This is a genomic window from Bacillus sp. AK124 (genome assembly GCF_053903085.1).
Map to the genome: position 1 here is coordinate 3,087,446 of NZ_CP096378.1, position 22,267 is coordinate 3,109,712.

At 48.2% G+C, this 22,267-nt stretch carries 20 protein-coding genes; 12 read left to right on the forward strand and 8 right to left on the reverse strand.

Translation table 11 applies throughout. The annotated features are described in order from the left end of the window. Positions 1-132: 132 nt before the first annotated feature. Positions 133-654: a spore coat protein CotG gene (cotG, locus tag M1E06_RS15570; protein ID WP_020450878.1), complete on the reverse strand. Its 522-nt coding sequence runs from the start codon at positions 652-654 to the stop codon at positions 133-135. 165 nt (positions 655-819) lie between these two features. Here cotG and M1E06_RS15575 point away from each other — a divergent pair, with 165 nt between their 5' ends. Next, the gene (locus tag M1E06_RS15575; RefSeq protein WP_025811689.1) at positions 820-1,905 is read left to right on the forward strand and encodes a CotH kinase family protein; all 1,086 of its coding nucleotides are present in this window, start codon (positions 820-822) and stop codon (positions 1,903-1,905) included. A 162-nt stretch (positions 1,906-2,067) separates the two neighbouring features. Beyond that, positions 2,068-2,250, forward strand: coding sequence for an aspartyl-phosphate phosphatase Spo0E family protein (locus M1E06_RS15580; protein ID WP_020450876.1), 183 nt, complete (start codon positions 2,068-2,070; stop codon positions 2,248-2,250). An 82-nt stretch (positions 2,251-2,332) separates the two neighbouring features. Here the strand turns inward: M1E06_RS15580 and M1E06_RS15585 are convergent, their stop codons facing one another. Next, positions 2,333-2,626, reverse strand: coding sequence for a DUF3784 domain-containing protein (locus tag M1E06_RS15585; protein WP_023856612.1), 294 nt, complete (start codon positions 2,624-2,626; stop codon positions 2,333-2,335). Positions 2,627-2,811: 185 nt separating this feature from the next. Here M1E06_RS15585 and M1E06_RS15590 point away from each other — a divergent pair, with 185 nt between their 5' ends. The 6 genes from M1E06_RS15590 to M1E06_RS15615 are packed head-to-tail and all read left to right on the forward strand — an operon-like array spanning position 2,812 to position 4,757. Continuing rightward, positions 2,812-3,033, forward strand: a complete 222-nt coding sequence (locus M1E06_RS15590; protein ID WP_020450874.1) for a spore germination protein — start codon at positions 2,812-2,814, stop codon at positions 3,031-3,033. Between the two features lie 12 nt (positions 3,034-3,045). After that, a complete protein-coding gene (locus M1E06_RS15595) occupies positions 3,046-3,291 on the forward strand; it encodes a spore germination protein GerPB (RefSeq protein WP_020450873.1) in 246 nt (81 codons plus the stop codon). A gap of 18 nt (positions 3,292-3,309) precedes the next feature. Then, complete coding sequence (gene gerPC, locus M1E06_RS15600) at positions 3,310-3,924, forward strand: spore germination protein GerPC (RefSeq protein ID WP_020450872.1); 615 nt, start codon at positions 3,310-3,312, stop codon at positions 3,922-3,924. Continuing rightward, positions 3,921-4,103: a hypothetical protein gene (locus M1E06_RS15605; RefSeq protein WP_003180439.1), complete on the forward strand. Its 183-nt coding sequence runs from the start codon at positions 3,921-3,923 to the stop codon at positions 4,101-4,103. The genes gerPC and M1E06_RS15605 overlap by 4 nt, the downstream gene beginning before the upstream one ends. Further along, positions 4,100-4,483, forward strand: coding sequence for a spore germination protein GerPE (locus tag M1E06_RS15610; RefSeq protein ID WP_003180437.1), 384 nt, complete (start codon positions 4,100-4,102; stop codon positions 4,481-4,483). Before M1E06_RS15605 ends, M1E06_RS15610 begins: the two co-directional genes overlap by 4 nt. 55 nt (positions 4,484-4,538) lie before the next feature. Further along, positions 4,539-4,757, forward strand: a complete 219-nt coding sequence (locus M1E06_RS15615; RefSeq protein WP_016885923.1) for a spore germination protein — start codon at positions 4,539-4,541, stop codon at positions 4,755-4,757. 44 nt (positions 4,758-4,801) lie between these two features. Here the strand turns inward: M1E06_RS15615 and sbcC are convergent, their stop codons facing one another. From sbcC to modA, 6 genes are all read right to left on the reverse strand, one after another. After that, entirely contained in the window at positions 4,802-8,194 is a 3,393-nt protein-coding gene (sbcC, locus tag M1E06_RS15620) for an exonuclease subunit SbcC (RefSeq protein WP_003180433.1), read from the reverse strand. Further along, a complete protein-coding gene (gene sbcD, locus M1E06_RS15625) occupies positions 8,191-9,372 on the reverse strand; it encodes an exonuclease subunit SbcD (protein WP_003180431.1) in 1,182 nt (393 codons plus the stop codon). Before sbcD ends, sbcC begins: the two co-directional genes overlap by 4 nt. A gap of 65 nt (positions 9,373-9,437) precedes the next feature. Then, positions 9,438-13,130 carry a helicase-exonuclease AddAB subunit AddA gene (addA, locus tag M1E06_RS15630; RefSeq protein WP_095323662.1) on the reverse strand — a complete coding sequence of 1,231 codons (3,693 nt, stop codon included), beginning with the start codon at positions 13,128-13,130 and terminating at the stop codon, positions 9,438-9,440. Beyond that, positions 13,117-16,617: a helicase-exonuclease AddAB subunit AddB gene (gene addB / locus M1E06_RS15635; RefSeq protein ID WP_043054268.1), complete on the reverse strand. Its 3,501-nt coding sequence runs from the start codon at positions 16,615-16,617 to the stop codon at positions 13,117-13,119. The genes addA and addB overlap by 14 nt, the downstream gene beginning before the upstream one ends. A 109-nt stretch (positions 16,618-16,726) precedes the next feature. Beyond that, the gene (gene modB, locus M1E06_RS15640) at positions 16,727-17,383 is read right to left on the reverse strand and encodes a molybdate ABC transporter permease subunit (protein ID WP_035339021.1); all 657 of its coding nucleotides are present in this window, start codon (positions 17,381-17,383) and stop codon (positions 16,727-16,729) included. 8 nt (positions 17,384-17,391) lie between these two features. Then, complete coding sequence (gene modA, locus M1E06_RS15645) at positions 17,392-18,150, reverse strand: molybdate ABC transporter substrate-binding protein (protein WP_043054577.1); 759 nt, start codon at positions 18,148-18,150, stop codon at positions 17,392-17,394. 238 nt (positions 18,151-18,388) lie between these two features. Here modA and M1E06_RS15650 point away from each other — a divergent pair, with 238 nt between their 5' ends. From M1E06_RS15650 to M1E06_RS15665, 4 genes are all read left to right on the forward strand, one after another. Next, entirely contained in the window at positions 18,389-18,829 is a 441-nt protein-coding gene (locus M1E06_RS15650; RefSeq protein WP_020450867.1) for a ferritin-like domain-containing protein, read from the forward strand. 113 nt (positions 18,830-18,942) lie between these two features. Then, on the forward strand, positions 18,943-19,584 hold the full coding sequence (locus M1E06_RS15655; RefSeq protein WP_043054576.1) for a response regulator transcription factor: 642 nt from the start codon (positions 18,943-18,945) through the stop codon (positions 19,582-19,584). Then, positions 19,581-20,948, forward strand: coding sequence for a sensor histidine kinase (locus M1E06_RS15660; protein ID WP_003180417.1), 1,368 nt, complete (start codon positions 19,581-19,583; stop codon positions 20,946-20,948). Before M1E06_RS15655 ends, M1E06_RS15660 begins: the two co-directional genes overlap by 4 nt. 83 nt (positions 20,949-21,031) lie before the next feature. Continuing rightward, positions 21,032-22,267, forward strand: coding sequence for a cell wall-binding repeat-containing protein (locus tag M1E06_RS15665; protein ID WP_020450864.1), 1,236 nt, complete (start codon positions 21,032-21,034; stop codon positions 22,265-22,267).

Consider the following 22,267-nt stretch of genomic DNA (forward strand, 5'->3'; position numbering starts at 1 on the left):
ATTTAAAACTATTCTACATATTCTCTAAAAAAACGAAAATTCCTTTTCGCTTTCAGCAAACAGCTTCGAAAGTCCCGGGCGTTCCTTCCCGGAAAAGAAAATGGCGGCTCACCATGCAGTAAGCCGCTTCTCTTATTTTTTCCGGTAGATGACTTCGGTCAGATTTCCGTCAGACCATTTTGTAATGGTTTCATAGCCGCCTCGTTTATGATGGTGAGTCTTCTTGCAGCGATGATGATCGGGGCGTTTACTTCTGCATTTATCCCGTTTTTTGCAATCGTGAGGCTTTTTGCTTTTATCCGGTTTTTTACAGCCGTCAGGTTTCTTGCTTTTGTCAGGCTTTTTGCAGTCATCAGGTTTCTTGCTTTTGTCGGGTTTCTTGCAGTCATCAGGTTTCTTGCTTTTGTCGGGTTTCTTGCTTTTGTCGTGCTTGCTTTTATCCGGTTTTTCATGGTCGTCATGCTTCTTGCTTTTATGATGTTTTTTGCTTCTGTCCGGCTTGATCCCCCACCAAAGATCCCAAATGTTATGCGGACGCCGCTCTTTTCCCGAGCCGGCGGATTCTTCGGGTTCCCGGTCTAAATAATGGTCTCTGCCTTCGCTCTTCAGCTGATCTACCGCCTCTTTAATGTCATGATCATGGACACCACTCATCTTGTAACCTCCTGTTCTTCCTTTTTTATGTCCTGATTTATCATACGCACCGTAAAGACAAGTGTACTGAGGCAAATGACTGTTTTTGTTCAAACTTAGGCGGTCCGCTTCCGGGACTGGCTGTTTTCACATATGATATGTCAGCTGAAAAAGGAGGAAATGATGATGAGTGCCACTGCCTTGCCGGCCTTCAGGCTGCACATTCATCCGAAGCATCTGCTTGAGTTGAAAAAAGACGTCTGGAGTGATGAAGCCGTTCCGGGCATGCTCTTGACCGGTTCAGCAAAGACGCCTGTCGCAGTGTCATACAGAGGGGCCCATACCCGCAAACTGACAAAGAAGTCCTATTTCATTCAATATCCGGACAGAAAAGAAAAGGCTGAAGAAGCTGCGTTTCATTTGAACGCCGAATATCACGACCCGTCTTTCATCAGAAACAGGCTATCCTTTCATTTTTTTGAACAAATCGGCGTTCTTGCGCCGGCAGCATCGCACGCTTTCCTTTATCTCAACGAAAAAAAAGAAGGCATCTATTTAAAAATCGAATCTGTTGACGATCATTTCTTAAAGAGGAGAAATTTAGAAAGGGGGGCCATTTATTATGCCGTTGATGACGATGCTAATTTTTCTCTGCTGAGCTCCTTCGATAAAAAGGCTAAGCAAAATCTCATGCAGGGATATGAAAGAAAAACGGGGTCAAGCCGCCACGATGATTACCTCCAGGAATTTATCTACTTTATTAATACCGCAAAAGACGACATATTTGAAAAGGAAATCAAACGCTATCTCGATGTCAAACAATATTTGCTATGGCTCATCGGCGCCGTCTGCACCCAAAACTTCGACGGCTTCGTCCATAACTATGCGCTTTATTTAAACGATCGCACAAAAACGTTTCAAATTATTCCATGGGATTATGACGCGACATGGGGACGGAATATTCACGGGGAAGAAATGGAACATAACAGGATTCCGGCGAAAGGCTATAATACACTGTCTGCGAGACTGCTCGACATACCGGCTTTTCAGTCCCAATACTTCAATTTAATGAAAAACGTCTTGCACCGCCAATTTACAATCAGCCGGCTTTCGCGGTTTGCGGTAGACTGGCATGAGACAATCGCGCCTTTTCTTGAATATGATCCTTATACAACCGTCACATACAGCCGACTCGAAGATGAGCAAAAACAAATTTTCCATTTTATCGAACAGAGGAAGCGGTTTCTGCTTTTCGAGCTTTCCCGATTATAAACGGGCGCTCTCCTTCAAAAAAAATGTCACATTTTTTGTCATATTGGCGAAAAAAATCCCTTTAACACAAAATAAGGTATACTAGCAATATCAAGGAACATCATTGCTGAATACCTGAAATCACCGACTCAAAATACAAATCGAAAGTTGGAGACTGCCATGATGAACAATAAAATTGAAGCAAAAAGACTGGCCTTATTTGAAGCTGCCGAAAAATTCGGCATCAACTCCAAAGAGGCCATTCAATGCAGTCAGGAATTGGACAACTTGCTGAACCAACGAATGCAAAAGGATGAGAACTGCGTGATACATGCGGAAGAAAGAAAAGGCCGCCATACGTCATGACCTCCGACTGCAAGCTGCGCCTGATGCCCGGCCTTCCCTCTCCTCCGTTTCCTCATCCAATGATTTCAGGTCGCAGCTTTGGCTATTCGGCCATTGTTTTTTGAACATAAATCATCGTGCACACACCGTAGGCAAGAATGACCGAAGGTGTAAAGGACTCTTGATACGGAATATAAACAAACCCGTTCAAGAATAACAAAAATCCGCTGTTCAAAAAGAAATACCCTGCGATTTTGGCCAGCTTATCCTGATCCCTTACTCTTTCCCGGCGAAATCCCCGCAATATCCAAGTTTGTTTTTTTATTCCGACTGCATAGGCTGCTGAAAAGAACAGCAGGGCTGCAGCGATTGACACCAAATTCCATTGAAAATACATGTCTCCTACCCCTTCCCTTATCGCACCGTTTTTTTATTCATACGTTTTCCCCTCTGATGAGTTTCACCCGCATGTGATCAGCACTCACGAAAAAACCTCTTTTTTTATCACAAAAGCGCCTAAGCAACATAGGATATGGTGTATAGCCCATAAAAAACGTTTGATTATTTAAAGGGTGTGCCATCATGCCAGCTATTGTCGGAGCTTTTAAAGTAAATGCCGTCGGTACGAGCGGCGTTGTTCATGTCGGAGACTGCATCACGATTTCTCCTTATGCAGAAGTTAAAACTTTCGCAGGCGCCGGCAGTTTCAATACCGGAGACGGACTAAGCGTATATAACCAGAACAGCATCACCAACACATATGACAACGATATGATTGATCAGCCGATCGCAGGCAACCTGTAAGGAGGTGGGGGCATGAATTTTTATATCAACCAATCGATTCAAATCAACTATTTAAGAGTCGAAGGCATCAGCAACTCTTCCGTCTTGCAGATCGGGAGCGCGGGCTCCATTAAAACACTTTCCAACCTTTATAATACAGGGAGCTACACGGAAGCAGCCCCGCCTGTCGCCGGCGGCGGAGCTTTCCAAGATGCTTTTGAGGAGGGGCCGTCATCGACTTTCGTTCCTCTCATAGCTCCATCTGTTACAACAGGCTAAACGGGGGTGTGATCACTTATGAAGCAAAACAATCCCTCATATTCTCAAAACTGGTACAGCTATGTGCAGCAGCAGGCTGCTCTGATTGAAAATCTCGAAAGGCGAATGGCCGTATTACAGGCAGAATTGAACAACCTGAAAGAAAATCCCGGCACAAGGATTGACCGGATTGAATACAAATTTGACCAGCTGAAGATCGAGCGTCTTGAAGGAACGCTCAACATCGGGCTTAATCCGACAGATCCTGACCAGGTGGAGAACTTTGAAATCAGCCAGCAGCCGCCGGGTATCGGAATGCTGCAGCAGGAACTCGACGGCCAGCTGATGCAGCAAACGAGACAGCTCGTCGATGCCTACTTAAACGAAGAAACCCCTCGTTTGCTGGAACAGCTGGAAGACCGGTATGACAGTAAACTGGACGATACAAACCGCCACCATATCATCGAAGACATCAGAAAGCAAATCGACAGCCGCATCCGCTATTACGTCAAACATGTGCAGCCTGACGAAAACATCCAGCCCCGCGAGCATGCAGAACGGCTGGCCGATTATGTGAAGCGTGATATCGCGCGGGCAATCGAACACTTTCTCAAATCGATTCCTGACGAAATGAAAGGAAATGAAAACGAATGAATTTTACCGTTGTGAACCGCTGTTTCGATGTAGGCAATATTAATATTACCGCAGTTTCAAGCTCATCTGTTTTTTTAATCGGAGATACAGAATGCATTTCCCTGTCATCAATTTTTGATACACCGCCTGAATCTCTCATTGTCGGGCCGTTTGTCCCGCTGGCGCCGGAATCAAGATGATCAGAACGTCAAAAGTAAAGTTTATGAAAGTTCATTCAGTAGGGATCACCAGCACGCTGCAAATCGGGGATGTCGAAGAGATTATTCCTAAAGTGAAAATTCTCGCTGTTCAGCGCTACCTTTCACTTTTTTTCGGAAATGAAGGCTCATTTAATCAGGAAGATTTCCCTCTCTTTCAGCAGCCGATACCACATTTATTACCGGAAACCGGCGTCTCATCAGCTTTTTTCCATGAGGTTCCCGTCATTCGAGTCAGAGCTGTAAAAATTGCCGGGGTATCTTCTTCTTCAGTTTTTCAGGTTGGTTCGACGCGCCGCATGATTTCCGAGGCGAGAGTCAAACATATCAGAAAGCTTCCTCCTGCAAGGAACTCACAATAACCGCCCGGCCGACATATACTAGTTCAGAGACTTCTATAAAGGATGTCGATCAATCATGCCAGCCATTGTCGGACCCATTAAAATCAATGAAATCTCAGGAGGAGTAGTGAATTTCGGCGATTCTTTTTATCTATCTCCAAAAAGCTCTTCAAAGTCTGCACTCGGTTCTGGTGCTGGTAATACTGGAGATTTCCTTATCGTCAACAATGGTATAAACGCGACAAATTATATAGACCCGGATGTAAGCGACCAGAATGTTGTCGGAAATGCATAAAGCAGCCTCTTCCACTAGAAGAAGGCTGCTTTTTGGTTACCAGGTTAAATCATTTCAAGCGATACAGCTGTGCCTTTGCCGCTCGGTTCAGCCGGATGGACAATCAGCTTCTTCGGCAGCCTGGCCCGAAGTTCCTGAACGTGGCTGATCACACCGACCGACAGATTGTCAGACTGAAGCTTCTCCAATGCGGTCACGACCGTATCCAGCAAATCCTGATCAAGCGTGCCAAACCCTTCGTCCAAAAAGAAGAATTGGAGCGGATACTCTCCGCGAAGCTGGATCTGTGCCGAAAGTGCAAGCGCAAGCGCCAGTGAAGTCAGAAACGTCTCCCCACCTGACAGACTCGTAACAGGGCGCTTGACTCCGCCGTTGGCATCGTCCCTCATCACAAAACCGCCTTCTGAGTCGACTTCAATCGCATACCTCTGTCTTGTCAGTTCGCCGAGTCTTGCAGATGCGTCTCTTGTGACGCTTTCAAGCTGCTCTTCTGCCAAGTATTCAACAAAGCTGTTTCCTTTAAAGACGGCTTGGAGTTTATCAAGACGGTCGATGTATGTCTGCCATTCAGCCAATGATGCTTCAAGTTCCTTAAACCTTTTATGGTTCTCGCGGATGACGGCGAGAGCTTTGCCGGCCGCGCCCCTTTCTTCCAAGGCTTTGCTGAATGCCTCCTCAGCTTTGTCCTTCGTGACGGCGGCTTTTTCCCAACTCTCCTCAGAAACCGATCTCCCATCAAGCTTTTCCGTAATCCGCTTGATATTGGACTCGCACTGTTTTGTCTGATCCCAATGCATTTGAATGTCTTCTTTCAGCCGGGCAAGATCATCGCGGTCTAAAATGCTCGCTTTCACTTCAGAGGCCTTTTCAAACGGTGTACCTCCGGATTTTTCCTGCCAGATGTCCGCCGCTTTCGCAAGCCTTGCTTCCGCTTCACGCAAAGCGAGCTCACACCCTTTTGTCTGTCCTCTTAAACGGCTGACTTCGGATTCGGTCTCTTTGAGCCGTCCGTAAAGCGTCTGTTCCTGCTCATGCAGCTTGGCCAATTGCGTTTTCACGTCTTGAAGCTTTTTATCGATTGCAGCTGTATCGGGATAGCCCATCAGCTCTTTTTGATAATCGTTTATTTCTTTATTAAGGCTTTCGACAGCATAGCGGAGGTCGAGCTTTTCTTTATCAAGCGCAAACAAGCGCTCGGTGAGCTTCTCTTTTTGCTGTTCATGTTTTGTGAGAAAGCCGACGCTCGTTTCGATACGCTTTTCGAATTCCTCTGCGGCCAGATCTTTTTCTTCAATCGTTTTTTGCCATTTTTCAGCCTGTTCATAAGAGAGGCCGTCGAATTGTTCGCCGAAGCTTTTTCGGCGTTCATTTAACTGGTCATTTAATTCGCCGACGCGGTTTTGAAGCCTGTTACGCTCCTTTTCTTCATGGCTGAGTCGCTCGCTGATTTGGTCGCGTTTCTTGCAGAGCTCTTTATATGTGTGAAGGAGCTTGGACATCCTGCTTTTTGTCTCTGCGAGATCCTGTCTGATTCCTTTCCATTCAAAGCTGATGCGGTTGTACCGTTCGGGAATGGTGCCTTCTTCTATCGATGCAGCGGTTTCAGGCAGTTCATGTTTGCTCTTGACTAAAAACGGGCATTCGCTCACCAGGTGGTCGGATTGCTGTTCGAGTGCCACTTTGGCCGAGAGAAACTCCTGAGCCAGCGCACCGGCTTCAGCGATGATGGCTTCCGTTTTCTCCAGTTCGGAATCCGCCTCTTTAAAGGACAGGCTTTCTATGCCGACGCGGGCGGGCATTTCATGATGTACAGATCCGCAGACCGGACAAGGCTCTCCGTCTTTGAGCTGCTTTGCCAGTTCGATTGCCAGCTGATCACGGTTTGCCTGTTCCCGTTTTGCCGCAATCTCTTCTTTTTTTTGAGATGCCACACGGATGGTCTCAGAGAGCGATCTGTCTGTTTCGCAAACGAGCGCGTACGCTCGTTCGACAGCGGCAAACAATGCCTCGATGCGTTCGGTTTCAGCTTTTACCTTTTGATCCACCGCTTGCTGTTCTTGCTGGAGCTCTTTAATCAGCGTCTCCTGCTGACCAAGCCGTTCCTTTTCTAAAGCGGCATCGTTGTTAAGCTGTTGAATGTGAAAAGCAAGCTGATTGGCATTTCGGCAGTTTTTACGCTCTTCGCTAGATACCTGGACAGATTTCAGCTCCGCTTTCAGCTGATTCTGCTTGGCTGTCCCGCGTTCAAGCAGACTTTTCACCTTGGCCAGCTCGTCTGCCGCATGCTTGATTTCCTCTTCTTTCAAACGCTGTTCGCGCTGCTTCTTCTCGGCCTCGGCCTGTGCGGCTAGCCGCTTGTTTTCAATTTCCTTCAAAGCGGTGAGCTGTTCTTCTTGCTTGAGAAGCTCCGGTTCCTTTTCATTTTTAAGACGCCTGAAATCCTCGTACTCGCGTTCTGTTTTTTTATGAAGCTCTTCATATTGTTCTAATTGTTCCCGCGCTTGTTTTTCTTCCCGGTGTGCGCGTTCGGCATCTTCCCGCGCTGCCAGCAAGGCGTCTGCATAAGGCTTGAGCGTATTTGCCGTTTCGGCGAGGTGCAGGCGGCTTTCTTTTTCCCGAATCTGTTCCTGTTTCTTTAAAAGCTCCGCCTCTTTTTTCAGATAGCTTTCTTTTTCCTGCTGCAGGTTCCAAATCTCCTGATACTCCGCAAAGCGCTGCGCTTCTGCGTCTCGTTCGCGCTTCTTGCTTTGCAAAAGGCTTTCAGCTTCTTCGAGATGCTGTTCCGCCTGTTTCAGCGCCTCTTCCCCCGCATCGCCCAATCCAGCCTGCTCGGCAAGCATCTCATTTTTTCTGGCCTGCGCTGTTTGCGCCTGTTTCTTCAGTTTTTTGACGAGCCTGTCCCCGTATTGTTCGAGGTTGAACAGGCGCTGAAGCATCTGCCGCCGCTCCGCTCCTTTTAAGGAAAGAAATTCGGCGAATTTACCTTGCGGCAGGACGACTGCCCTTGTAAAATCGTCGATCGTCAAGCCCAGCAGCTCTTCGATTTTCCGGTTTACTTCATTCGCTTTATCGGCCAGAACGATTTGTTCCTCTTTCATTTCAATGAAGCGGCAGATCGATGTTTTGACCTTGACGGCATCTGTCCGCTTAAAGACCCGTTCCACTTTATAAGCCGTCTCATGGCCTGTCTGCAGCTTAAACGTAAACGATACGGCAAGCTCATCTTCGGCATGATTCAAAATACCGTGCGTATTATTGGCGGCCCGCTCCACCTTCCCGTACAAAGCGAGAGTCATCGCGTCAAGAATCGACGACTTGCCGCTTCCGGTCGGCCCGAAGATACCGAATACACCGGCATCGCACAGGCGCTCAAAATCGATCACCTGCTCCTGCCTGAAACTGTGCAGCCCCTTAATAGACAGAGAAATCGGCTTCATGTTTCATCACCCTCTTCCTGTTCCGATCCTGCGGCGAGCTCCAGAAACAGTTTGACGGTTTCCTCATCGGGAACCGCTCCACCGGTTTGTCTTTCATAAAACGCTATAAACCGTTCTTCAATCGGAACGTTTCTGGACCGGATCTTCTCTTCATCCGAGGCGGCTTCCTCAAAAACCGGACGAATATGGATGATGCCTTGATGCGCTTTTCTCAAACGGTGAATTTCTTCAATCGACAGCTGGTCTGTCAGATGGATTTCAAGGTCGATCCACGCGTTTTTGTCCCGCTCTTCCTCCAGCCAGCTGTATACTTGGGACATCCCTTTTTCCGCCTTCCATTTAACGAGCGGTTTTCCACTCGTCAAATGGACCTCTTCCCATGATGCCGTTTGACCGGGTGCGGCTTCGACAATGGAGACCGATTTTGCGTATCCCGCTTCAGAAAAGCTGTAGGCAAGCGGTGAACCTGAATATCTGGCAAGCGTGCGGGCCCGTTTGATCGTCTGCGGGCGATGAAGATGCCCGAGCGCCACATAGGCGGCGTTTTCCGGCAGGCTTTCCGCAGCCACCGTATATGCGCCTCCGACTTCGATCGGCCGCTCAGAATCCGTCTGGCTGCCGCCCGCCACATAAATATGGCTTGCCGCAATCTGCACCGCATCCTTTCTCGCCTTGCCGCACATACGCTGAAAGGTCTGCTTGATTTTCTCATCATACTGGTCGCGCAGCAGTTTTTCGTCAAATGTTTCCGACAGCACTTCATTCAGTCTGGACTCGGAAGGATAGGCGAGCGCTGCGACTGACAGGATCTCCCCACTAGAAGCGACTTCTATTTCAACTGGCTCAGTCTTCGGGTACCCGATCAAGTGGATGCCATGGTCTGTCGTTAACGGAGAGGCCGCGGAAAGGCGGTCCGGATTATCATGGTTGCCGGCAATCACGACGACCGGACGGTTTCCTTTGTCAGACAAGGCGGAGAGGCTTTCATAAAAAAGCTGTTCAGCCAGTGCAGGCGGATTCACTGTGTCAAATGCGTCTCCGGCCATGATAACGGCGTCGATCTTTTCATCTTTTACGATCCTTGTGAGCTCTTCAAGAAAGTCCGCCTGTTCTTTCAGGCGGCTTCTCCCTTCAAGCGTTTTTCCTAAATGCCAGTCCGCTGTATGTAAAATTCGCATGTGTGCCTCACCTCTCTTTTCATTAAAGCTCCCCCCGAAATCGTCAGGGGGACGCCGGTTTCATATTAAAATAAGAGCACATGTCCTCCGTCAAAAAAGTACAGTGCACGCCCTTTGAGCGGCATTTTAATCATCGTTTCAACGGCTCGTGCATAAAGCTGAATTTGTGTTTCGTAACGCTTCCTTAAAATCGGTTCGGCCCCTTCGAATCCGTTTCGGTACTTTCCGTGTATCCGGTCGGTTTTGTAATCAAGAAGGTAAAAACCGTCCTCCGTCTCGAATAAACAATCGATAATTCCCTGTATCAATACAGTTTCGTCGGCTGACTCAAGATCAGGATAAACCTCTTTGGCGGACAGCGTCATGTTAAAGGGAACTTCCCGTTCGACGCGGCGGGCGCCGAGAAGCTTTTGTCCGATTTCCGTATCAAAGAATGCGAGAATATCGTCTTCCTCAATCGCTGCCCGCTGGTCTTCTGTTAATAGCTCTTTCTCAACAAGCCTGTCTAGGAGGCGGCTGAGCTCATTCATTTCAAGCGCACGGGTCAGCGGAATATGCTGCATGACGGTGTGCATCGCCGTCCCTCGTTCGGCCGCGGTCAGGCCTTTTGCCATCATAAAGGACGGCCGTTTAAACAGGAGAGCATCCTTAGTTGGGCGAATCAGCGAGCGGTCGCCGTACTCATCCTCATACTCCTTCTGCCTTTTCATTTCTGAGACAGACTGTTTTGTTCGGACTTTGGCGGCGTCTTTGTATGGATATGACCATGTCAGCCTTTCTCTGACTTGTTGCTCATACTCAAACGAACCATCGATCGGAAGCCCCATTTGAATTTGGGAGAGCCGGCCGTGTCTTTCTTCACCGGCCTGATCAATATCTTCTGCTTGAAGATCCGCGGCCGACAGCCAGCTGACCTGAAAGCGCGCCGGATGTTCACGGATCTCATCAATCACCAGCGGCGCGCCGGATTCATCCATATCTCTGTGTCTCATCAAAGCAGGTCCGATGAAATCCAGGTAAGATTTCGCCTGAAACCGTTCATAATCCGGAAGCAGCCACTCAGACCCCGCCGCTTGTGACCGCCAGTCGGCAAGCAGCTTTTCTTTATCCTTAGCCGTCCCGACCAGGTACAGCTTTTCCTTGGCCCGGGTAAGAGCGACATACAAGACGCGCAGCTCCTCTGATAAAAGCTCGCGGCGGAGCTTTTTCTTCATCGCGATCAGCGGCAGCGTCGGATAGCTGATCCGCCACTTCGGATGAATAAACTTCGTTCCGAAACCGAGTTCTTTATCCAGCAGATAAGACTTGTTCAAGTCCATCATATTAAAATTCCGTCCGAGACCGGCGGTAAATACGACAGGAAATTCAAGCCCTTTGCTTGAGTGGATCGTCATCAGCCGAACAACGTCTTCCTGTTCGCTCAGAGCTCTTGCCGTTCCGAGATCATCACCCCGCTCCTGCATCCGCTCAATAAACCTTAAAAAGCGGAACAAACCGCGGAACGATGTCGCTTCATAGGATCTTGCCCTGTCGTAAAGCGCGCGCAAATTGGCCTGCCGCTGTTTTCCGCCCGGCATTCCGCCGACATAATCCAAATACTTCGTATCCCGGTAGATTTCCCAGATCAGCTCTGCCACAGAGTGGTTTTTCGCATACGCTCTCCACTTTTTGAGCAGGGCGTCAAAGCGGCGAAGCTTTTCGCTGAGCCTCTCATCGCCATCTGCTGCAGCAAGGTATGCTTTCATCGCTTCGTAAAACGGCGCTTTTTTATCCTTGATTCTGATCAAGGAAAGCTCATTTTCGTCAAGACCTACAACAGGCGATCTGAGAACGGACGCAAGCGGGATGTCCTGATAAGCATTATCGATGATTTTTAATAAAGACAGTGTGACCGATACTTCTGTCGCTTCAAAATAACCCGTTGAGAGGTTCGCGTATACCGGAATCCCCTGCTGTTTAAACTCGTCCATAATTTGCGGCGCCCAAGGCATCGACCGCAAAAGCACCACGATATCACGGTACTGGATGTTCCGCGACGCTTTCGCTTTGGCATCATATACTTGAAATTTTTCTGTTATCAGCCTGCGGATTTGTCCGGCCATCGCTCTTGCTTCAAGCTGGACCGCCTCAAGCTCTTCAGCCTCTTCATCCTGCGCGCCGCTCTGGTTTTCGATGAGCAGAAGCTCCGTTTTTGTCGCTTCGTTCGACGGATAAGACGCACCAAGCTTCAATTCGGCCTGTTCGTCATATTCGACTTCCCCGACCTTTTCTCCCATGAGCTGCTTGAATAAAAAGTTCGTGCTGTCCAAAATATCTGAACGGCTTCTGAAGTTTTTATTTAAATCGATTTTTTGACCGGAACCCGAGCCATCGTCTGTAAAGCGTTTATATTTCGAAAGGAACAAAAGCGGTTCTGCCAGGCGGAACCGGTAAATCGACTGCTTGACATCGCCCACCATAAACAGGTTCCCCTCATGCTCCTCTTTGGCGACGAGCTTTAAAATCGCTTCCTGGACCAAGTTCGTATCCTGATATTCATCAACAAGCACTTCATGGAACTGATGGCGGTAAAACTTCGCCGCTTCGCTCGGCACGGCTTCGCCGGCTTGGTTTTTCCCGGATAAAATCGCAAGGCAGTCGTGTTCAAGGTCTGAGAAATCGACGATCGCTTTTTCCTTTTTCGCGTCCGCAAACCGCTTGCCATACTCCAACACGAGCTGGACGAGCGTCTGAATGACCGGCTTCATTTCCCTCAAGCTCTCAAGGTGCTGCTCGGGAGTTCGCGTAAAATAATCGCTTTTCAGCTTTTCAAGTTGCTTTTTCGCGCTGTTGCGGAGATCTGCGGCCTCATCAACCAATCGAGGATCGTACGCATCTCCTTTGCACGGCTTCAATCTTTGAAACGAAACGGCCGGTACAAGCTCGTACAGAGCCGAAAAATCATTCTGCTGCTGAATCAGCCTGTCAATCTGCGCTAAATCATCGAGGAAATTTTCGGCGCGCGGCGCAGGCCCCCCTGGCTGCTTTGTCAAATCAAGCGCACGCGTCAGCTTTTGCCGCATCCCCTCCAGAACGAGTGCGATGTCTTCTTTAATGTAAGAATAAAACGGCAGAGCCTCAACTTTCGTATCTGAAGCCGCGTCATACAGATCAACAAATGTGTGAAGCCAGCCTTCCGGATCGGGATGCGAACGGGAAAACTCGTAGACCCGCTTGACGAGATGCTGCAAATCGAGGTCATGACGGTCTGTCGTATATCTGTCCACAAGTTCAAAAAAGGCCGGATCTTGCTTTTTGTATTCTTCTTCAAACAGCTCGTCCAGCACCTCATCGCCAAGCAGCTCGCCTTCCGTCTGATCGGCGATCCGGAAAGCCGGATCAACATCGATCAAATAATAGTATTTGCGGATGACTTGAAGACAGAATGAGTGCAATGTTGATATGCTCGCTTTGTTTAATAAAGCAAGCTGTCTGCGCAAATGAAGCGAACCCGGATTTTCGGCAAGCTCTTTTTCGAGCGCTTCGCCGATCCTGTGCTTCATTTCAGCCGCAGATGCATTCGTAAAGGTGACGACAAGCAGCCTGTCGACATCTACGGGATGTTCCTGATCCGTTATTTTCCGAATGATCCGCTCAACCAGCACGGCCGTTTTTCCGGAGCCGGCCGCTGCCGCAACTAAAATGTCCCGGCCGGATGAGACAATCGCCTTCCATTGGTCATCAGTCCAATTGCTGCCCTTCGGTTTAGAAATCTCCATCTGTCTCATCCTCCTTTTTCAGCCGCTCCAAAATCACGTTGTCTTTTTCGGGTTTTAATATCCGGTATTCGTTTTCCTCAAGCGATTCGTCAAACTGGCAGAATGACCGGTACGAACAATATGTGCACGGTGTCCGGTCTTTTAGCTTGTAAGGCTCGATCGACACTTTACCGTCTGTGATCTCCTCGCCGGCCTTCTGAAATGTCCGGCGGATATGGCGCCTTAATACATGAAAATCCTCTTCTGCAATAACGTCAGAATCCGAACGGAGCGAGCCGTCTTTTTTCAAGCCTGCGCTGATCATGTTCGACCTGCCTTGTTCCAGCGTGGTATCCATCAGCTTGACCGCTTCCTGGTCTCCCAAGAGCAGCCCTTTCATCTTGAACTTTTTGAAAATCTCTTTTTCTATTTCATCAAGGCCGAGCGGCACCGAAGCCTGGATCATCGGATCGTGCACATGAAAATAAAGCACGCCTGCAGGGGATGCCTTCATGCCGAGCCAATCGGTTGAATGTGTGATCGACAAATCGAGATATGTCAGCATTTGCAGGGCGAGGCCGTAATACACCTCGGCCAAATCGAGGCCTTTATCGCTTGATTTATAGTCGACAATCCTAAGCAGCAGCCCTTTTGAGCTCTCCGCTTTATCCACTCTGTCGATCCGGCCGACAAGCTCCATTGTGCAGCCGTTCTTCAAGGTAAAACGCATTGGAGGAAGCGGACCTTTCCCCCCGAATCCGAGCTCGATGCCGACGGGGGCAAACCCGCTTGCTTTTGCATGCTCGCTTAAAATGCCCGATACCCTGGCAATGATTTTTTGCAGCTTCTGCTTCACGTAATGATGACGGTTCGAACTGAGCAAAATCTCTTTTTGCAGCTTTGGCGCGAGCCGTTCAACTGCATCGCTTGACAAAGTCTCGCATTGGGCTTTCGTTAAGTCGCGCCAATCCAGTTTAAGCTCGTGAAGCCGATCTGAAATCAGCTTCAGCGCCGAGTGGAACAGCTGACCGATATCCGGAGCTTCAAGCTTGAAAAATTGACGTTCCTTCAGCTTTAAACCGTGCGAAGCAAAATGGGAAAACGGACAGGCTTTGAACGTCTCCATCCGCGACACGCTTCCCTGAATGTGCTCCCCATATAAATCGCGGCTCACATGCCGGTTCAAGTTTTCGACCTTGTTTCTGAAAAACAGGCTGGACAGGATATTTTGAGAAAAGATGCGGTCAGGCTCATTCATTAAAAAGTTGTATGTACTCCACCATACATCGCTGATCGCATACTGCCTCGTCCAAATGCCGAGCTGCCCTGCCAAATGGCTCAAGGCGGCGCCTTTATTCACGAGAAATTCAAGCTGGGCTTCGTCGTCCAGCTGCTCGGGTTCATGAATCAGCATCTTCTCTTCGCCGTCCGGGAACAGCTCATTCAGCCGTTTCACTACTGTTGAAGGAAGCAGCGTCTTCCCTTCCGAATCTGCGATCGGATAGGAGACATAGAGCTTTTCAGACGGGCTGGAAAGCGTCATGTAGATCAGAAAATTCTCATCCAAGAGCTGCTCTCGACCCGTCGCAGCCAGCTGTGCGCCGTTTCGTTTCAGCCACTCCCGGTCATCGTCTGAAAGCACGCCGTCGTCCGCAGGCCTCGCCGGAAGTATACCGTCGTTTACACCGATGAGAAATGTGCATTTCGTGCCGTACATCCTTGAAAGGTCCATATTGCCGATAAACACTTGATCAAGAGCGGGCGGAATCAGCGCGAATTTCAAAGACTCCAAGCCGGTTTCAATCATTTGCTGAAATAAAGCAAACGATATCCGCTCTGTGCCCATCATTTCAACAAACTCGTCCAACAGTTGAATAACGGCATCCCATACTTGCTCATGCTGGCGCGACTCTGCAATCCTACCGCTTTCTTCGGCCAGCCGCCTTTCCTGTTCAAGCTTCATCGGAACATCGGCTTCTTCAAGATAAAGGTAAACGGCTTCGGCCATTTCCCTGACGGTTTCAGCTTTTTTCAAGCGCTTCTGCAGCCTGTGGATCGGTGGAACGATCCAGCCCTTTAGTTCATTGAGCATATTTTCCGTTTCAATCTCTTTGTCTGTCTTGGCAAAATCCTCATCCAGTGAAGAGTACCTTCTGTAAACAAACGGATCTTTGCTTGTCCATCTGTCTCCTTTAATGCCATACGCAATACAGTAGTTTTCAAGCTGGTCAATCTGTTCGCGCAGCCGTTCCTTCGGCTGTCCTTCCGGGAATAAAAGTTCCGTTTTGACACAGCGGAACACCGCTTCATACCGCCAGTTTCCTTTAATGATATCAAGCGTCGAACGGATCAGCTCAATGAGCGGATGATTTTGCATCGATTCCTTGCCGTCTATGAAAAAAGGAAGTTCACAGTCTTTAAAAACTTCTTTTATCGTATCTTTATAATCTTCAACATTCCGGGCAATAACGGCGATATCCCTAAGCCTGAAGCGGCCCTGGCGAATTAAAGAATGAATCTCGCGCGCAATTCCTTCAATCTCGGTTCTTCTGTTCGACGCCTGCATGATGCGGAGCGATTCCGTCCGTCCGCGATACGGTTTTGCAGGACGCTCGTCAAAATAGCGTTCAAGGTGCCGGAGCTCCGAATGTTGCTGGTGCCGTTTCGTTTCTTCCAGCCGCACTTCTGACGGATCAAGGCCAAGTTCCTTCGCCTTCTGGTAAAGGTCATAGTACGCCTTCCCGGTCATTCTGAACAGATGGAGCTCATTCGGGCTGTTGGCCGTAAACGGCTGATCCGCCGTCAGCGAAAAAGTGATCTCCTCCGCATGTACCATCAGCTGTTCCAGCACGTTCATCTCCTGCGGCGTAAATTGGTGAAATCCGTCCACGTAAACGGCAGCGTTTCTAATCTCATCCGCATACGGAATCTGCTCGGCCAAAAGCGTCAAATAATCCTCAGATTGAACATATTGATTCTCCAGATTTTCCTCAAGCTTGCTGTATAAAATATATAAGTCGTGCAATTTATCGGAAAGGATCCGTTCATCTTCGTATTCCGATTTGCCCGTCCCCTCTATCATGTCCCGGATGCTTTCAGGCTGCAGACAATGCCGTTTAAATTCGGTCAGCATCCGTTCCACCTGCTCCGTAAATCCGCTTTTATCGCTTGCGTTTTGATAGACTTTAAACTCGCCCTTATGCTCTTCAATCAGTCTCCGCAGCAGCATCTGAATGCCCGTCCCCGTCAAAAACGGCCGATTCATGCCTCCGGTATGCTGGAGCACTCGCCAGGCAAGCCTTGAAAAACTGTACACTTGGGCGCGGATAGTTCCGCCCAAATCGGGTGTTTTGCTAAGCTCGTATTCCATTAAAAACGTCATTTGATCCGGGACTAGAAAAATGATCGGTTTTCCGAGCGGTTCATCGCGAAGTTTTTCTCTGATTTCATTCAGGATAAAGGTCGTTTTCCCACTCCCGGATCTGCCTGATAAAAATACTGCTCCCACTAAGCTCGTCTCCTTTCTGTTTCTTACTCTTTATTCTATCGAAACATCTGCAAAATAACCATTCTCCAAAACTGGGAAAAAACCGTATGAGCACTTGCACCCCATACGGCTATTTTTGCTTGAACTGCACAAAAAACAGCATCAAAAACGAGATGATCGCGATAGAGGCGACCCACATCCATGCCAGCGTCATATTTCCCGAATCGATCGCCAAGTATATCGCCGTAGGCACCGTCTGCGTCACCCCCGGGATGATACCCGCAAACATCAGCGTTGCGCCAAACTCGCCCAGCGCCCTCGCAAAGCTGAGCACAATCCCCGTCATGATTCCATTTGATGCGAGGGGAACGGTGACAAAGAGGAACACCCTCCACTCGCTTGCTCCATCAACCCTCGCGGCATCCTCGATATCGCGGTCGACAGCCGAAAATCCTGATTTTGCTGACTGATACATTAACGGGAACGCGACAACCGCAGCGGCGATCACGGCTGCCCACCAGGTAAAAATAACCGGTGCTTGAAATACGTTTTCTATCAAGCGTCCGATCATGCTCTGCCTTCCGAAGATCACGATTAAAAAGAATCCGACAACGGTCGGCGGCAGAACGAGCGGCAGCATCATTACCGTCTCGATAACAGACTTGCCTTTAAAGTTTCTGTTCGCCAGGAGCCTCGCCGCAGCAGTTCCAAGCAAAACTGCGATGATGCCCGCTGCGACTGATACTTGAATTGAAATTTCAATCGGGGAAAAGAATTCCTCAAGCATAACGGCGGTCAGCCCTTCTTAAATCCGTACTTTTCCATTGCCTTAACGGCTTGGTCGCTTTGCAGGAATTGATAAAATTCCTCAGACTGTTCCCTGTGCTTTGTATTTTTTACAATTCCGAGCGGGTAGACAATCGGTGTATGCAGATCGCTTTTCGCCGTCTCGACAGTCTCGACCTGATCTGATGAAAGGGCGTCCGTCCGGTAAACGATTCCGGCATCCGCGTTGCCTGTTTCGATATAAGAAAGGACCTGCCTTACATCTTTGCAGTAGACGATTTTAGATTGCACTTTAGACCATACGTCAAGGTTCGTCAACGTTTCTTTTGCGTATTTTCCGGCTGGCACTGATTCGGGTTTTCCGACCGCAAGTTTTTCGATTTTGCCCTCCGCCAAATCTTTGAAGCTGTTGACATGCTGATTTTTCCCTTTCGGAACGATCAGCACCAGACTGTTTTCGACCAGCTTGACAGAGTCTTTTTTGTCAATTAACCCCTGATTAACTACTCTATTAAATTTGTCCTCGGCGGCAGAAAAAAACAAGTCAGCCGGAGCGCCCTGTTCGATCTGCTGCTGCAATGCACCCGATGAACCAAAATTAAACTTTATGGAGACATTCGGATGATCTTTCTCATATACGGAGGAAAGTTCCGCTAATACATCTTTGAGACTCGCAGCCGCGGAAACCGTAATTTGAACTTTTTCAGACTTCCCCTTGGCTGATCCCCCTTTTTCCGCCTGGCAGCCGGCGAACAAAACAACCGACATCAATAAAGCCACGGCCGTCAATATTACCTTTTTCAATAGTCTCACTCCATTTTGATATGTATGTCATTAATTCGGCACTAACAACCATTTTACGTCAAACTTCATTTTTTTAAAATAGATTGTGCTCACCGCACATCATTTTGACACATGTTCGAGGCTCAACCTTCCATAGGCACATGCATGCAAGCACATACATATAATGACAGGACGTCAAATATAAAGTGTTGAGGTGAAAAAGATGTGGTATGTTCAGCCGTATCTTCCCGCCTATCCCGCCAGGCAAAACGACAAGCTGATCAAGGATCTTGAAAAAGCGGTAAACGGAGAGCACAGCGCGGTCGTCTGCTATCAAAAAATCGCCCAAAAGGCGCCGGATTCCGAAACAAAAAAGCGGATTTTAGAAATCAGACAAGATGAAATTCGCCACTTTAATGCGTTCCTAACATTTTATACGTCTCTTACCGGCCGAAAGCCTGACATTTCCATAACTGAGCCTTGTCCGGAACAGTATCGAAACGCGCTGGAGTTCGCATTTAAAGACGAACAGGAAACGGTTGATTTTTATTTGGACATCGCAGACTATGTGAAAGACCGGGCGATACGGGAGGCGTTCAAGCGGGCGGCAGCTGACGAACAAAACCATGCAGTCTGGTTTTTATACTTCTTAACAAAGAGATGATCCGCCTTGATCAATATACCCTTATAGGGTATATTTTTAAAATAGCGGACTTTTATTTTGACTAAAGAGGTGCTAAAACATTGAACGTGCTGCTTGTCGATGATGAAATCCGGATGCTCGATCTGCTGGAGCTTTATTTAGAACATTATTCGTGCACAAAAGCCGCCACCGGAAAAGAAGCCCTGGATTTAATAAAAATGAACAATTTTGATCTTGTTATTCTCGATATTATGATGCCTGAGATGGACGGATGGATGGTGTGCCAAGAGATCCGCAGATTGACAAGCGTTCCGATTATCATGCTCACCGCCAAAAACGGGCAGGATGACATTGTGCGCGGATTGAATTGCGGCGCAGACGATTATTTAACAAAACCGTTCAGCGAAAAAGTGCTGCTTGCCAGAATAGAAGCTGTCCTGCGCAGGACCCGTCGGTTTCATGAAATCCGGTTCCGCGGTTTAATCTGGAATAAACAGCATCATACCCTGCATGTCAATCAACGGGAAATCGGCATTACGCCAAGTGAATTCGATCTGCTCGGGACGCTCTTAAACCACACGGATCAAGCGCTTTCGAGAGACCAATTGATTGAGAACATCTGGGGGTTCAACTCTGATATCGAGCCCCGCACCATCGATTCACACATGAGAAATTTGCGAAACCGATTGAAAAAAGCTGGCTTTCCGGTTGAAGATCATCTCCGGACCGTCTACGGCGTCGGCTACAAATGGACAAGCAAAGGAACCGGAGCATGAAAAAGATTTCATTTAAGCTCGCAGGTTCATTTTTCATTTTAATCCTTTTCATCGAAACCATCCTTTTTGCGGCGCTGTATACAACGATTATCAACACAAGAATAAACGAAGAAATCCGCGCGCTCCAACTAAGGGGCAACAGCCACAGAGACGTCCTCGAAAAACATTTTGACAAAAGGACGATAGACCACGTCACCCTGATGGAAACCGAAGCCCGGACAAACGTAATCATAACGGACCAAAATAGACGCGTATTGGCGCAGTCTGCCCGGGGAGACATGACGGAACACCTTCATTTCGAAGAAAAACACATCCCGAGGAAAGGGACCGCTTTATCGTCCCATTGGAATACATCAAAGTATATTTGTACGATCAGTCCGATCATGAACGGACGGGAAACGGCCGGCTACGTCTTCATGTATTTGGAGACCTCCTCGATAAAAGCCTTGGTGGCAAGCATTACGAAGCGGTTTTTCCTCAGCTTTGGCTTAACCGGCGTCTTAACTGCCGCAGCTATTCTTTGGTTCAGCCGTGTATTAGCGAAGCCGATTATTAAACTAAAGGAAGCAACCGAAAGTATCAAAAACGGTCAAGCTTCGATTCCGCTTGATATCAAACGGAACGATGAACTCGGCGAGCTCGCCGCATCAATCGAAAGCCTTTCTTCAAATCTCAGCAGGCTTCAAAAAGAACGAAACGATTTTCTGTCAAGCGTCGCTCATGAGCTGCGGACTCCGATCACATATATAAAAGGCTACACAGATGTCGCGATGAGAGATAAACTCGATCCACAAGCCAGAAATCAGTACTTGTCGATCATCAAAGAGGAAGCGGACAATTTAAACACCCTTGTTGACGATTTATTTTTGCTGACAAAACTGAAACAGCCCGGATTTCAAATCAGTAAGAAAAAGGTTCACCTGCACACATTCATAAAAAAAGAAGTTCAGAAAGCGGCAGTCGCTTTTTCGGAAAAACGAATCAGCCTTTCGTTCGACATCCCGGCGGATCTTTATGTCTCAGTCGATGAAGTCCGTTTTTCACAAGTGATCTCAAATTTGCTGAACAACGCCCGCCAATACTCCGATCCTGATTCAATAGCATCCGTCACCGCAACAAAAGCAGAGGATCAGGTCAAGATTACGATAGCGGACGAAGGCTGCGGCATTCCGGAAGAAGAACGGGATTATATTTTTGAGCGCTTTTACCGGGTCGATAAGTCGAGATCGAGACAAACCGGCGGTACCGGGCTGGGCCTGGCCATCGCGAAAGAAATCGTCGAGCTTCACGGCGGTCAGATTGCAATAAAAAACAGAACCCCGAAAGGAAGCGAATTTATCATCACGCTGCCTTCTAATATGTAACAAATGTCGAGATGTCTGCACCAGTTTTGCACATTTCCCGGGTATACTACTCAGTAATCTGGACCAAAAAGGAGGAAAACACCATGAAATTGAAATCCGGTTTACTTTTTGTCATGCTTGTTTTCGCGCTTCCGCTCGCAGCATGCCAAAATTCCGGCTCGGGAAAGACGGACGGACATAAGGAGCATCATACAAAGAATCATTCGGAGATGAAAGAAAAAGACGCCGTTTCTCTTCCGAATGATTTCAATAAGCGGGCGGAAGAAGGGCTTCTGGTGAAAAACACAAAGAACACGACAAGACTTGACGCGAATACACCGGAAGAAATGAGCATCAAAACCTCTCAAACGATATGGCCGGCCACTCATAAACAAAACAGGCCGGGCGCAGTGATTTTAGTTTCGGGCGGATCATGGCAGGCAGCTCTTGCATCAGCTGATCTGATCCATCACCCGAATAACGGACCTGTTTTAATCGCGGAAAAAGGGAAAATCTCCGGGCAGATTCAGAATGAAATCAAGCGCTTGAACCCGACGGGCACTTCAGACGGAACGCAAATCATGGCTGTCGGAGAATTCGATTCACTTCAAGCTTTGAACTCTTTTAAAATAAAAGAGCTGAAAGGGAAGAACGAGGCTGATCTGGCAAAAGAGATTGACAAAGAATACGCGGATGCAGCCGATGAGTATCCGAAAAGCGTTATCATCGGATCATCCGAGGAAGATGCGGAACTTTATTCGCTCCCGGCTGTAAACTGGATCGCCCACATGCCTGAGCCGATCCTGTACGTGAACAAAAAAGGCATTCCCGAAGAGACGGCCGCAGCATTAAAGAAAAGGGACGGCAAAGCAAACATCTATATTCTCGGCCCTAAAAAAGCCGTTTCAGAAAAAACGGAGGATGCATTAAAGGAATATGGAACAGTCAAAAGAATTTCCGGAGATACGCCTGTCGCAAATTCGATTGCGTTTGCGAAATTCAGCGATAAAAACACCGGTTTTGGGTGGGGAATCACAGATCCGGGACACGGACTGTCCTTCGCATCAACGGCCGCGCCCGAGCTGGCGCTTGCCGGAGCGCCATTTTCCCATTTGGGAAAACACGCTCCTCTGCTTTTACTCAAAAATGGACAGGCAGACAGTACGATGTACAGCTATTTATCCGAGATCGAGCCTTCTTTTCGGGACAGACCGCAGGACGGCCCTTATAACCATGCATTCATTCTCGGATCAGAAAATGAGATTTCATTTCGAACGCAAGGCGTTCTTGATGACATATTGGAAATTAAGTCAGTGGATGGAGGACATTCCGGTCATTAA

What these genes read in the sequence shown, in the direction of transcription:
- gerPC (WP_020450872.1), top strand. Translation starts at nt 3,310, where the DNA reads ATGAAGCAAAACAATCCCTCATATTCTCAAAACTGGTACAGCTATGTG.
- M1E06_RS15665 (WP_020450864.1), top strand. Translation starts at nt 21,032, where the DNA reads ATGAAATTGAAATCCGGTTTACTTTTTGTCATGCTTGTTTTCGCGCTT.
- sbcD (WP_003180431.1), bottom strand. Translation starts at nt 9,372, where the DNA reads ATGCGAATTTTACATACAGCGGACTGGCATTTAGGAAAAACGCTTGAA.
- M1E06_RS15575 (WP_025811689.1), top strand. Translation starts at nt 820, where the DNA reads ATGAGTGCCACTGCCTTGCCGGCCTTCAGGCTGCACATTCATCCGAAG.
- M1E06_RS15615 (WP_016885923.1), top strand. Translation starts at nt 4,539, where the DNA reads ATGCCAGCCATTGTCGGACCCATTAAAATCAATGAAATCTCAGGAGGA.
- M1E06_RS15650 (WP_020450867.1), top strand. Translation starts at nt 18,389, where the DNA reads ATGTGGTATGTTCAGCCGTATCTTCCCGCCTATCCCGCCAGGCAAAAC.
- M1E06_RS15585 (WP_023856612.1), bottom strand. Translation starts at nt 2,626, where the DNA reads ATGTATTTTCAATGGAATTTGGTGTCAATCGCTGCAGCCCTGCTGTTC.
- modB (WP_035339021.1), bottom strand. Translation starts at nt 17,383, where the DNA reads ATGCTTGAGGAATTCTTTTCCCCGATTGAAATTTCAATTCAAGTATCA.
- sbcC (WP_003180433.1), bottom strand. Translation starts at nt 8,194, where the DNA reads ATGAAGCCGATTTCTCTGTCTATTAAGGGGCTGCACAGTTTCAGGCAG.
- M1E06_RS15590 (WP_020450874.1), top strand. Translation starts at nt 2,812, where the DNA reads ATGCCAGCTATTGTCGGAGCTTTTAAAGTAAATGCCGTCGGTACGAGC.
- M1E06_RS15655 (WP_043054576.1), top strand. Translation starts at nt 18,943, where the DNA reads ATGCTCGATCTGCTGGAGCTTTATTTAGAACATTATTCGTGCACAAAA.
- M1E06_RS15605 (WP_003180439.1), top strand. Translation starts at nt 3,921, where the DNA reads ATGAATTTTACCGTTGTGAACCGCTGTTTCGATGTAGGCAATATTAAT.
- M1E06_RS15660 (WP_003180417.1), top strand. Translation starts at nt 19,581, where the DNA reads ATGAAAAAGATTTCATTTAAGCTCGCAGGTTCATTTTTCATTTTAATC.
- cotG (WP_020450878.1), bottom strand. Translation starts at nt 654, where the DNA reads ATGAGTGGTGTCCATGATCATGACATTAAAGAGGCGGTAGATCAGCTG.
- addA (WP_095323662.1), bottom strand. Translation starts at nt 13,130, where the DNA reads ATGGAGATTTCTAAACCGAAGGGCAGCAATTGGACTGATGACCAATGG.
- M1E06_RS15610 (WP_003180437.1), top strand. Translation starts at nt 4,100, where the DNA reads ATGATCAGAACGTCAAAAGTAAAGTTTATGAAAGTTCATTCAGTAGGG.
- M1E06_RS15595 (WP_020450873.1), top strand. Translation starts at nt 3,046, where the DNA reads ATGAATTTTTATATCAACCAATCGATTCAAATCAACTATTTAAGAGTC.
- M1E06_RS15580 (WP_020450876.1), top strand. Translation starts at nt 2,068, where the DNA reads ATGAACAATAAAATTGAAGCAAAAAGACTGGCCTTATTTGAAGCTGCC.
- modA (WP_043054577.1), bottom strand. Translation starts at nt 18,150, where the DNA reads ATGTCGGTTGTTTTGTTCGCCGGCTGCCAGGCGGAAAAAGGGGGATCA.